This is a genomic window from Sphingobacterium sp. ML3W (assembly GCF_029542085.1).
In the GTDB taxonomy this organism is placed as follows: Bacteria; Bacteroidota; Bacteroidia; order Sphingobacteriales; family Sphingobacteriaceae; genus Sphingobacterium.
Genome location: NZ_CP107036.1, coordinates 805,598 through 817,911, shown reverse-complemented (window position 1 = coordinate 817,911; position 12,314 = coordinate 805,598). Strand labels below are relative to the sequence as shown.

The 12,314-nt window shown below is 36.4% G+C and carries 12 protein-coding genes; 5 read left to right on the top strand and 7 right to left on the bottom strand.

The genetic code is table 11. The features are described from left to right. Positions 1-23 precede the first annotated feature (23 nt). From OGI71_RS03455 to OGI71_RS03445, 3 genes are all read left to right on the top strand, one after another. Positions 24-422 carry a DoxX family protein gene (locus OGI71_RS03455; RefSeq protein WP_282253900.1) on the top strand — a complete coding sequence of 133 codons (399 nt, stop codon included), beginning with the start codon at positions 24-26 and terminating at the stop codon, positions 420-422. Positions 423-499: 77 nt separating this feature from the next. Continuing rightward, complete coding sequence (locus OGI71_RS03450) at positions 500-1,531, top strand: histidine kinase (protein ID WP_282253899.1); 1,032 nt, start codon at positions 500-502, stop codon at positions 1,529-1,531. Continuing rightward, positions 1,512-2,276: a LytTR family DNA-binding domain-containing protein gene (locus OGI71_RS03445; protein WP_282253898.1), complete on the top strand. Its 765-nt coding sequence runs from the start codon at positions 1,512-1,514 to the stop codon at positions 2,274-2,276. Before OGI71_RS03450 ends, OGI71_RS03445 begins: the two co-directional genes overlap by 20 nt. 1,041 nt (positions 2,277-3,317) lie before the next feature. On the opposite strand, the gene OGI71_RS03440 is transcribed toward OGI71_RS03445, so the two are convergent. The 5 genes from OGI71_RS03440 to OGI71_RS03420 form a co-directional block, all read right to left on the bottom strand. Beyond that, the gene (locus tag OGI71_RS03440; RefSeq protein WP_282253897.1) at positions 3,318-4,265 is read right to left on the bottom strand and encodes an alpha/beta hydrolase; all 948 of its coding nucleotides are present in this window, start codon (positions 4,263-4,265) and stop codon (positions 3,318-3,320) included. Positions 4,266-4,736: 471 nt separating this feature from the next. Further along, on the bottom strand, positions 4,737-5,447 hold the full coding sequence (pgl, locus tag OGI71_RS03435) for a 6-phosphogluconolactonase (protein ID WP_282253896.1): 711 nt from the start codon (positions 5,445-5,447) through the stop codon (positions 4,737-4,739). Between the two features lie 17 nt (positions 5,448-5,464). Further along, positions 5,465-6,946: a glucose-6-phosphate dehydrogenase gene (gene zwf, locus OGI71_RS03430; protein ID WP_282253895.1), complete on the bottom strand. Its 1,482-nt coding sequence runs from the start codon at positions 6,944-6,946 to the stop codon at positions 5,465-5,467. A gap of 9 nt (positions 6,947-6,955) precedes the next feature. Beyond that, positions 6,956-8,374 carry an NADP-dependent phosphogluconate dehydrogenase gene (gene gndA, locus OGI71_RS03425; RefSeq protein ID WP_282253894.1) on the bottom strand — a complete coding sequence of 473 codons (1,419 nt, stop codon included), beginning with the start codon at positions 8,372-8,374 and terminating at the stop codon, positions 6,956-6,958. A gap of 97 nt (positions 8,375-8,471) precedes the next feature. After that, positions 8,472-8,963: a hypothetical protein gene (locus OGI71_RS03420; protein ID WP_282253893.1), complete on the bottom strand. Its 492-nt coding sequence runs from the start codon at positions 8,961-8,963 to the stop codon at positions 8,472-8,474. A 161-nt stretch (positions 8,964-9,124) separates the two neighbouring features. Between OGI71_RS03420 and OGI71_RS03415 the strand changes: the two genes are divergently transcribed. Together OGI71_RS03415 and OGI71_RS03410 are read left to right on the top strand one after the other, a co-directional pair. Then, on the top strand, positions 9,125-9,727 hold the full coding sequence (locus tag OGI71_RS03415) for a hypothetical protein (protein WP_282253892.1): 603 nt from the start codon (positions 9,125-9,127) through the stop codon (positions 9,725-9,727). A gap of 15 nt (positions 9,728-9,742) precedes the next feature. Then, positions 9,743-10,501 (top strand): hypothetical protein, encoded by a 759-nt coding sequence (locus OGI71_RS03410; RefSeq protein ID WP_282253891.1) that lies wholly within the window; start codon positions 9,743-9,745, stop codon positions 10,499-10,501. A 286-nt stretch (positions 10,502-10,787) separates the two neighbouring features. Here the strand turns inward: OGI71_RS03410 and OGI71_RS03405 are convergent, their stop codons facing one another. Together OGI71_RS03405 and OGI71_RS03400 are read right to left on the bottom strand one after the other, a co-directional pair. Then, entirely contained in the window at positions 10,788-11,231 is a 444-nt protein-coding gene (locus tag OGI71_RS03405; protein WP_282253890.1) for a Rid family detoxifying hydrolase, read from the bottom strand. Positions 11,232-11,288: 57 nt separating this feature from the next. Then, complete coding sequence (locus OGI71_RS03400) at positions 11,289-12,197, bottom strand: alpha/beta hydrolase (RefSeq protein ID WP_282253889.1); 909 nt, start codon at positions 12,195-12,197, stop codon at positions 11,289-11,291. Positions 12,198-12,314 lie beyond the last annotated feature (117 nt).

Here is a 12,314-nt window from a genome sequence, read left to right as displayed (position 1 = left end):
CTCAAAAGACAAAAAAATTGATCATGCAACATTCAACTTATACAAAAATTTATCTTGGCGGACGGATCTTTATGTCATTATGGTTTGGCGCTAGTAGTTTCTTTGAGCTGACAAGAAGTCCGGTGGTCTGGGATATTACACTACAACTTGGATATCCGGCACATTTCATTTATATACTAGGTATATTTAAAATTGTAGGAAGTATCATTTTCCTTATTCCAAATCGTTTCAATAGGATTAAGGAATGGATTTTTGCAGGGATGTTTTTTGACATCACTTTCGCTTTCTTCTCAAAGATTGTAGTGCTTGGCTTACCTTCGGCAATCGATGCGATAATCGCCTTTATAGTCCTGGCCCTTACGTACTACGCGTTCAACAAAATCCACTTTATTGATTACACTGAGAATTTGTCTCAAGATTAAAAAATGATTTTTTATGAGTTTTGATTTAAATAACCCATAAAAAACATAACTTCAAACAGAAAATAACCTTCACTAAAATGTTTAAACCCAAAAAGCAAATACCTTTTGAAATTTCAGGTCGTCTGATATGGATTAGTTCGATTTCATTGGGAATATTAACCTCAATCCCTAAAATTGTAGACCATCACTTTGTTGTGGCCGAGGGTATAGCCGATTTTGCTGTAACATCCGGTTTTGCCTTATTAATCTGGTATTATAATATCTATTCGATACCTGCTTATACAAAGAAAACAGGCAGTAAAAAAGTACTGTCAGGTCAGCTGTTTAGGGGATTGGGAGTGGGTTTAATACTGATGTTTTTCCTTTCTTCTATTCAATACTACATTCTATCTCACCTAAATTTCGGCCCCCAAATATTAATGTACGAGGTAAGAGGGATATTGATCAACCTAACGTTTTATATGTTTATCCATATATTATACCAGACTTATCTTAATCAACAATTCGTACGCGAACTGGAACGTTCGATGGCTGCAAATCTTGAAGCACAATATGAACTTTTAAAACAACAGGTAAATCCCCATTTTCTTTTTAATAGTCTCAACACCCTAAAATATATGGTAGAGAGCCATGATGAGCAATCTTCGGAATTTATCTTAAAACTTGCTGACTTCTATAGATTTACTCTTGGAAGTCTAAAGCTTAAAGTCCTAACATTAAAAGAAGAACTGGCCATTATGGAATCGTACGTATATCTATTGAAAGCCCGTTTTGAAGAAGGCCTTTTTGTGACACAAAATCTTGGAATTGATAGCTATGACACTTACATCCCTCCTTTTACACTGCAGCTATTAGTAGAAAACTGCATCAAACATAATATTGTTTCGTTGGAGAAACCGCTTTACATTGCGATCTATCAGGAAGAAGATTATTTGGTCATTGAGAATAACCTGCAGGAAAGGAAAATTCCTGAACCTTCCACCGGAATGGGACTCAAAAATATCAATCAACGGTACCTCCATCTCACCCAAAAAAATATTATCATTACGGCAACAGACGAAAAATTCACCATAAAACTTCCCATATTATATGAACATCCTAATAATTGAAGACGAAATTAAAGCTGCACGTTCACTTGAAAATCTGATATTACATTTGCAGCCAGGTTCTCGGATTCTGGCAAAGATCCAAAGTGTCGAAGGTGCTATAGACTATTTGTCCAATAACCCATCGCCAGAGCTTATTTTTATGGATATCCAGCTTTCCGATGGTATTAGCTTTGACATCTTTAAAGCTGTTAAAATCGTATGTCCAGTAATTTTTTGCACAGCTTTCGGTGAATACGCGATGGAAGCTATTAAAGAAAACGGGATTGATTATCTGCTCAAACCATTCTCGGAAGATGATCTAAAAAATGCCTTTGAGAAAGTGCATAATTTTAAAAATATTTTCCAGAAAACCTCTGCCAATGATCTTGTAGATATAATCAGTCGGATCAACGATCAAGAAAGCAAGAAAACGAGTTTCCTGGTTTTTAAAAATAATAAATACCTTACAGTCAAAACGGATGATATCGCCTATATTTATATCAACTATACCTCCCCTTCCCTTGTAACCTTTAAAGGCGAACAATATGATGTTAACCAATCTTTGGATCATTTGGGAAGCATCCTTTCCGATAAACAGTTTTTTAGACTCAACAGACAGTATCTCATCAATTTTTCTGCCGTAAAGGAAGTTGAGCATTATTTTGGAAGAAAACTCTTTGTAAAACTGACCGTTCCAACAGAAGAAAAACTTTTGATCGGCAAAGATAAAACCGCCATGTTCCTGAATTGGCTAGAAGAACGTTAGGCTAAAACAACCATTTTATATAAATCATAAAACCAGATAATACCAAGTAACTTAAGAAATATGTACAAAAGATCCGGCACGGAGATTACAGGAGCGAGCCACGCCGTATTCATTTCCCACCCGCAGGAAGTCGCTAATGTGATTATAGCAGCCTCCAGATAAGCTGTGTTTTATCCCTGATCCATATAGTTTAATTTTATCCGTTTTGAAATAATTTTAGGTAATTATTTCAGTAAGAATGCCCGGTAGTTTTATCAGGCATTTGTGCATTAATGTTTTTTTCAATAGATAGCACATAATAACCACGAGCAATTTACCTCTACAATGACCGTCAACAGAAAGCCATTCATATTTATAAGTGTAGTTATGTTGAAAGCAGCACAAATGGTAAGATCAAATCTGATAGACCTAAAATCTCGTCCTTCCCTCTCTATAATAACAATTTATTATGCAAACCTAGTTGATCTATTTCACTGATTTAGCCTATTAATTGATCGTCATAATAGTCGCGTTAAACTTCTCACCGACAATTTCCATTAGGCATTAAAATGTCTTCTAGAAATTTGAAGATCTACACGACATTATAAATAGATTAGCTCAAGGAACTCAAAATAGTAAAGTCATTACAAAATGATGTTTGCTTGTAATTCGAAAAGATACTTTACATTTTATTCCAGTTCAACCTTAGCCTGTTCTCTACTTTAAAAATTATATTCCCTGGTACTATATAAAATAAAAATGGGCAGATCACTACTACAGTTGATCTGCCCCAGAATTAAAAGTCAAAGCTGCTATTGTTCCCAATTAGATTGCTCACTACTTGTTTGTAAAGTCCCTTTTTATTCATTCAATAAGAACTTCAGCGTTTTCCATCGATCCAAAATGTCCAACATTGTTAATGTGTTATGGCATAAACCGCAATAAACTGCTGGGCTAATTACTCCATTTTCAACATTGCCTACCCTATTTTTGGTTGTCGCAAAGGGACAATCGTTCCGATAGTCTCTAGACACATCGAGAAGCTTTTTGTTGTTTAGTATGTTATTGTGCTAAAAATTCAAGTGCTTTTATTAAGAATGCTTCATGATTCTGATAAAAAGCCGCATGTCCAGAATCTGAAAACTCAATTAGTAAAGCGTTCTCTAAAGTTTGTTTCATATTATAGGCATTTTGAACAGAAATTGGAAGATCCTTATCGCCATGAATGATTAGAACAGGTTTTTTAATGGTTTTAATTTCCTCAAGCGCATTTGCATCAGGTTGCGCCCATGCTAGTACCGCAGTAAATTGAGCAGTTGAAGTAGCATCACTTAGTGCCGGATCTCGATCAACAGCACGTAGATGTACACGGGCAAACGACGCTTTTCCTGCCGCAATGCTTGCTTGTGAATCAGTAAATCCGAATTTTAAGTAGGATTCTTCTGCGGTAAGTCCAGCAGTTCCTGCAACAATATTTGGAAGATTTGCAAGACCGATTGCTCCTTTAGGTCCACTATCAACCAAAATAATCTTATTAACTATTGCTGGATCTGTTAACACAATTCTTTGGGCGACAAATCCTCCCATTGAGAATCCCATGATATTTACGGTTCCAAGGTTCATTGCTTTGATAAAATCAATAGCGTCATTAGCCATTGCTTGGACTGAATTAGGAGTTGTCCCTTTGGATGAAGCCACTCCCTTGTTATCAAAAATGATTATTTTATATTGTTTTGCGAGTCCATTGGTCACCGCGGGATCCCAATCGTCCATAGAACCACCAGTTCCTGGCAATAACACTAGAGGTATCCCTCCTTCCTTACCCCAGCTGCGATAAGCAAACTCTACTCCTTTCACGCTGATAAAGTTAGTTTTTGCATTGTTATGATTTGCCAGCGACGACTCCTGTTCAGTCGGAAACTCGTTGTCATCACTACATGAAATTGTTACAGCGGAAAAAAGGGATACACATAATGCGCCTGTGATTGTAAATTTTCTAATTGTTTTCATTATTATCTTTTTAAGAATGATTATAAAGCAAACTTAAATCAATCACACAAGCTAAATAAGGACATTATAGTTAAACCGGACCAATTAGCACTCGGATCGGACATTCCAGATGTTAAAGAGATATTGGAGCCGCTAACACTATGTTTGTAAGCAGCATCATGGTAGTTAATTTAAAATAACTGAAAATGTAGCATTATGCTAATTTTATAAGTGTGGTTCGAGATTGCCTAGAGATCACATTACCATATACCTGATCACAGAACCACAATATTGAAAGCTCCAGTCATCCTTTCAATTTATGGAGGGTTTGAGAACCAAGAAGTATTCAATCAAGAGATTCTTGTTCATAGGCTACACCCAAGGAAAATGCTGATATAAGAGTCAAAAAGAGTATTTTTTTCATTTCTTCGCATGCATATTGCGTACCCCAAAAGTACAATTGAAAATAAAGGCATTCGGACGAAAAGACAATTAAATTCCAGCTTCTTTATCAGTAAAAATCTGGACTCCTGCTTTCCTTTCAATTAACTGTAGCGGATATAGTTCAGGATTATATACACCATTAAGAACTTCATTCAAAGCGTTTTTCTTGGATTTACCAAATGTAACAATCAGAATATTTTCAGCTTTATTGATGATAGGTTCAGTCAACGTAATTCTGAACATTTCCTGTGGCTTTAAATAGTAGGCATCAACCCATTTTTCTTTTTCTTGTAAAATCTTTTCACCTGGAAAAAGAGAAGCTGTGTGCCCATCATCACCCATTCCTAAAAGGATGAAATCAAAAATACCGTCAGCTCCCAAAACATTTCTGATTTGAGCTTCGTATTCTTTAGCATAATTTTCAGGCTCAATTCCGTCTTTATACATGGGGAAAATCTGATTTTCATTGACTGGAACTTTATTCAAAAGTACTTCCAAAGTCATCTTAAAATTACTTTTCTCATCTTCAAGAGGAACCCATCTTTCATCTACCCAAAAAAAATAGATTTTGTCCCAAATTATTTTATCTGCATATTCGGGAGTAGCTAATAAACTAAAGATGGCTTTCGGTGAAGAGCCTCCACTCAACGCAACCACAAATTTATCATGCCTCTGGATTGCTTGTTTCGAAAGCTCAACAAATGTATCAGCTGTTTTTTTATATAAAGCATCCAGATTATTAAATATTGTAATATTCATTTTCTTTTAATTAGATTTTAAACCCACTGATGTCCCTGCCGCTCTACCAGTGCATCACTGTCATCAGGTCCCCAGTTTCCCGAAGCATAATTTGGGAAAGATGGGTCTTTGGTTTTTTCCCAGGTTTCCTGAATCGTTTTTATCACATCCCAAGCTTCTTCGACCTGATCAGAGCGCATAAACAGTGTAAGGTCTCCCACAAGTGCTTCCAATAAAAGAGTTTCATAAGCTTCGGGAGTATCGGTCTGACAGGCAAAATTATCGAAAATCATTTCCACAGGTTTAAGCTCTAAAGACAAGCCTGGCTTTTTAGACATAAACTGCAATCTGATGTCCATTTGTGGCTGAATATTAATAACCAATCGGTTAGCAGACAGAAGCGAAGTGCTTTCTGAAAACGTAGAATTTGGAAGTGGCTTAAACTGAATCGTTATATAAGAATGCTTTTCTTTCATCTTCTTCCCGGTACGAACATAAAAAGGAACATCCTCCCATCTTTCATTATCCAGATAAAACTTAATAGCGACAAATGTTTCCGTATTGGAATCAGGAGCAATTCCCTCTTCCTGGCGATAGCCATTTACTTTTAGTCCATTTACTTTGCCTCGTCCGTACTGTCCTCTTACCGCATAATGATCTACTTTTTCGGGAGAAATCCTACGGATGGATTTTAAAACATCAACTTTACGATCCCTGATCTCACCTGATTCGAGTGAGGCCGGAGGTTCCATAGCAACCATGCAAAGAATTTGCAAAAGATGGTTCTGAATCATATCGCGCAAAGCTCCTGTCTGCTCATAAAAACTGGCTCTTGTTTCCACTCCTACTTCTTCGGCAACTGTAATCTGCACCGATTCTATATGTCTGTGGTTCCAAAGTGGTTCAAAAATTGAATTTCCGAACCTGAACGCCAAAATATTCTGAACTGTTTCTTTACCTAAATAATGATCGATACGATAAATCTGTTCTTCCTGGAAAGTTTGTGAAAGAAGATTATTCAGCTCAATGGCAGATTCTTTATTGTGACCAAAAGGTTTTTCGATAATAATTCGATCTGTTGCAGGATCAGATGCTATTGACGTATTTTTAAGATGATTTGAAATTACCGATACAAAGTTTGGTGCAATGGACAAATAGAAAAGTCTGTTTCCTCTCATTCCGTACACCTTATCAAAATTTTCCAGTTTCTGATATAAATTCTGATAAGAGCTTTCTTCATCAAGCTGATGCTGAAAATAGCTGATGTGAGCCTGAAAGCCAGCCCAATCTTCCTTGATTACAGTCTTCCTGGAAAAACTCTCCAGATTTTCTTTAATATAAGCGCTGAATTTTTCATCCGTATTTTCGGCTCTTCCTAAAGCTAAAATATTAAAACCTTTTGGCATTCTGCCATCGATATATAAATTGTAAAATGCAGGAAAAAGCTTTCTTTTTGCCAAATCCCCTGTTGCACCAAAAATAACGATCGTTGTTGGATGCAGGACTGTATTGTCACTCATTGTTAGGATTTAGTTATTTAGGTTTTGCCATGAAGTATGAAAGACTCCTTCTCTGTCAGTTCTTTGGTAAGTGTGCGCACCAAAATAATCACGCTGAGCCTGAAGCAAGTTTACAGGCAAAGATGCTGTGGTGTAAGCTTCGAAATACCCTAGAGCCGACTGAATTCCTAAGCTTGGAATTCCGTTTGATACAGCAAAAGCAGCTGTTTTTCTTAATGACGAAATTTTATCTTTTACAATTTCTGAAATTTCCTGATCCAATAAAATATTAGATAAGTTCTCGTATTTTGAATAAGCCAGATAAAATTTTTCCAATAGAACAGAACGGATGATACATCCACCCCTCCAGATTTTAACAACATCTTTTAACGGAATTTCAAACTGATATTCTTCAGAAGCTTTTACCAATAATGCCAAACCTTGAGCATAACTGATTAAAGTAGATAAATACAAAGCATCCCCCACCTCTTTGATGAACAATTCTGTATTTTCAGGAGTTTTTACTTCTTCTTTAGCATATAATTGAGATGCTTTCACTCGCTCATCTTTGTAAGCGGATAAAATTCTTGATGTTACTGCAATATCGATGGTTGGAATAGACACACCAATTTCCATAGCCTGCTCGGAGGTCCATTTTCCGGTTCCTTTTGCTCCTGCTTTATCTAAAATCTTGTCGACAAGAAAACCGTCTGTTACATCATCTTTTTGCTGGAAAATATCTCTTGTTATTTCAATAAGAAAAGAATTCATCTCGCCTTCATTCCATCTTTTGAAAACTTCATATAATTGTTCATTGGTGAGATTAACTCCTTTTCTCAGTAAATCGTATGCTTCACTGATTAACTGCATGATGGCATATTCAATTCCGTTGTGAACCATTTTAACATAATTCCCTGCAGCTCCTTTCCCCATATAAGCGGTGCAAGGTTCTCCGTTTACTTTTGCCGAAATAACTTCCAGCATGGGCTTCACCAAATTGAAAACTTCCAAATCTCCACCCGGCATAATACTCGGTCCTCTTCTTGCGCCCTGCTCTCCTCCAGAAACTCCCATTCCCATAAAATGAAGGTTTTTAGAAGCCAAATCAGCTATACGTCTCTCGGTATCTTTGAAATAAGAATTTCCCGCATCAATTACAATATCTTTTGGACTCAGAAGCGGTGTTATGCTTTCAAGAACAGCATCAACTGGTTTGCCTGCAGGAACCATCAAAATAATTTTTCGCGGACTGTCTAAACTTAGCACAAATTCCTCTAGAGAAACAGATCCAACAACCTTTGTACCTGAAGCCACTCCTTTACGAAGTTCTATTACCTTTTCTTCATCTAAATCGAATCCTACGGCAGAAAAACCATTATCGGCAATATTGTAAAGCAGATTTCTTCCCATTACACCCAGACCAATGACTCCGTAATTATACTTTTCCATTCTTACTTAAAGTTTATGTTATAAATCAAATTTACTGAAATGCATGCCAGTAAAAAAATTATCTAAAATTTTCTTTCAATTGTTACACTAGTTATCATCAACTGGAAAATGTCATTAACTTAGAAGACTCGAGTCTTAATTTCTCGAATTCCAATGGATGTACTTGTCCTTCGTCTTCTAATATTTTATTTAGTAGCAGTAATTTCTGACACAAATAAATTAATTGGTCTTCTTCCAGAAAAATACCTAAAGTATTGTTGTTCTCAAATTCTATCTCAACTGATTTGTCAGGCGGAATGATCTTGTTTATATAATTTTTGAGTTCATAAATTTCATCCTCCTTTTCCTCAAAGTTTTCTTTAAGTTCCGATATGGAATAATCTTTATCAAAGCTGCCAAAAGCGGCAATCATTATACCCATAAAACCTACAAAAAGGACAAACCCAATCCCACCTAAAATTAAAAGTATTTTTAAAAAAATCTTCATAGTCTGTTGTATATTGTTTTGATAAGGTCGAAGCCCTCTCTCAAATTTATGCAATTCTCGATATATGCTGTTTAATCCAGTAGCAATTCCAGTTTCTACCATAGATTACGGAGATTAGCTAGCGATTATAACTAATATAATTAAAATCACCTTAACCGCAACTGATGGCACAACTTTTGAGCTCAAAAAATGAAGCTGACGTTATTAATAAGCCATAAGTTCTACTAAATTTTAAATGCACAAAAAATTGAAGCAATAAAAATATGAAAACATTGCCAAAGATATTATCGATTAATTTGTTGCTTTTTTTATGTTGCAGCATTGCTTATGCACAGAAAGCTCCTCAATGGGTTCTTCCCACTACGCCTTTTAATGAAGCAGAGACAGCAAGATTGATGGAAAGAGGAAGCGCTACCATAGAAGGCACCGCTACACTTAAGAAAAAAGGGAAAGATAATTTTGGGGTTAAAGGAAGCCAGATCCTACTATTCCCAGTAACACCCTATTTCACCGAGTTTCTGGAGTTAAAGAAAAAATTTAATAGTCGTAAAAAGCAGGCTACAATGAGCCCTGTTGCATTTACGTATCGGATAGAAGGCAGATTTTTGGATGATAAAGGTACTTTTCAGTTTACCAACCTGAAACCTGGGAAATATTATATCATTAGTTGGATTGCATTTGCCAGGCAAAAAACCGTTGCCGTGCAAACAGGAACGAGCACCTCTTATAATGTTTACGGATATGCTTTAGGATCTTCGCCAATTTATGAGGATCATCATTACGACGTTTTTATTGAGAATGAAGTAAGTGGATTTGTTGAAGTCAAAGAAGCTGGCGCAGTTGTAAATGTAACGGTGAGTAATTAAAAATCAGGGAAAATCATGAAAAAACATTGGTATTTATACATTATCATCGTTGGGATGTCGGTATCTTTCACTAGTCTAGCTCAAACTATAAAAATACCCGATCCGAATTTCAAAAAGCAATTGGTTACTGCGGGTATTGATCTTAATGGAGATCAAGAAATCCAGCTATCTGAAGCACAGAAAGTAACGAGGCTAAGTCTTGATAAAGCAGATATTAGTTCGTTGGTTGGCATTAAAAATTTCACTAACTTAAAAGAGCTGAGCTTTTGGAACAATCAGGTAAAAGTATTGGACTTAGAAGGCATGAAAAATCTGGAAGAGATATTTGGATACGATAACCAGATCCAAAGCATCAACCTTAGGGGGCTGACAAACCTCCGGACTTTACACATTCACCAGAATAAAATTAGCACCATAGATTTAACAGGACTGCAAAAGCTTGAAGAGATAAAAATGCTACAGAATGCAGTCAGCAAAGTGAACATTTCTGATCTTCCAAATCTTGTACATATCGAGTTTCAGAAAAACATACTCATAGAGTTTAATGTAACCGGATGCCCTGCAGTAAAGCTGATCAGATTAGACGAGAATCAATTGTCGAAATTGGATTTTAGTAAATTTACTAATCTTGAAGAACTGTCTCTGAGGGATAATCCGTTAGTTGATCTTAATGTGTATGGATTAAGAGAACTTAAACAGTTAGATTGCTCTTACACCCACCTATCAAATGTTAATATGAGCGGAACTGTGAGTTTAGAAAAAATGGAGTGGTAATAGCTTTTAGTTTTAGGAAGGAGTCATTAAAATATATAAGTATCATTTGAGGCTTACTGTCAGTTGTCATAATATCAAATACATCAATTCGGAAGTTCACATTACCTAATTTACTGGATGGAACGTTTCGGTTGTTCTAATGAATTACTTTCAAAGAAATTCAAATATTCCCTTTCGCCAGTTTCCCAAACTTTAAAGAGTACTTCCATTTACTATGGTTTTTTATAAAATCACATCAAAAGCCAGTCATTTTGACCTTAAGTCTAAATTTAAGCTTGCCTGAAAATTAGAACGGTTTCTTAATCGCTATACATTCTATTTCTATGCCTGCATTCATGGGTAATGCAACTACTTCTATGGTACTCCTAGCAGGGAAACGATTGTTAAAATAAGTACTGTATATTTTATTAACATTCTCGAATTGCTTTATGTCCGTCATAAAAATCGTAGTCTTGGTTATATGTTGTAAATCTGAATTATTGTTTTCAAGAATGGTCTTTAAATTTTTAAAGATCTGAACCGTTTGTTCTTCAATTCCGTGCTTAAGGGTATTTGTTTTTGGATCCACCCCTATCTGACCCGATACAAATATCAGATTGCCGTAGCTCGTGGAATGGTTATAAGGGCCAATTGGTTTTGGTAAGTCAGCATAGCTGATAATTGTGATGTCTTTTTTTAGGCTACAAGAAATCATTAAAAATACCGGTAGAAATAATAAGAGCTTATTCATGAATTAAATTTATAAAAGAGAGGTTAGCTTTATCAACTAACCTCTTTTAGTTTGCATCTATTTTTGAATGAAATTAGATAGTTCAGTGTTGAATTTTTCCGGTTCTTCGATAAAAAGCGCATGACCACTTTTTTCGAATGGAATTAAGGTTGAATTTTTGAGCAAAGTTCTCATCTGCTCGGCAAGGTCGTAGGAACAGATTTTATCAAGCTTTCCATGGAGGATTAATGTCGGGACTGTTATTTTTTTCAGGTCCTCACGCAGGTCAGTATCCCTTAAAGTCTTTAGTCCTTCCCCCATTGCATAAGGGGAAGCCTGAGCCTGTATACTTCCCAGCCAAGCAGCATGGCCAGCAGATACACTGTTCTCATTGGCAGGGAATATTTTACCAAATGTTGCAAATAGCTCCGGACGATTGGTATTGTTAAGGGTGATCAAGCCATTGACATCCTCTTTGGTCCATAGACCATAATTAAAGTCAGCACGTTTCGTCCAGATTGGCGCCGCTGCGCCAAAAAGTGCCATTTTAGCAATATGGGCAGCATTGTATTTCGCAACATAATGGACGACGGTAGCACCCCCCATGGAGAAACCGCCTATTGTTGCATTTTCAATTTTCAACTTATCGAGTACCACTTTAATATCATCCGCGAAAACATCGTAATTATATTTTCCCGCCGGCTTATCAGATAGTCCAAAGCCCCTCAGGGTAATGCCGATCACGCGATAACCTTTCTGTAGGAAATCAGCATATTGATATTCGTACATGGCATCACTCAACGGCCAGCCGTGAATTAAAACAAGGGGCTGGCCCTCTCCGAGATCCGTTACATGTAACCGGACATTTTTCTCTACCTCTATGTATTCTTCCCGACCCAATGATGCGGGGGCTCTTTTGGTCTGTGCAAATACTGTACTGGACAATAAGGCTGCAAACAGTGTAAATGCGAAAACTAACTTTTTCATGATTGCTGATTTTGCTTGTTCGTTGTTATTATTATAATGTATGGTACAAAGGTGGCCTAATTCCACGCCTATTGCAATGGACCGTTTCCCCCTTGGATTGCACTTTTTGCGCTTTAT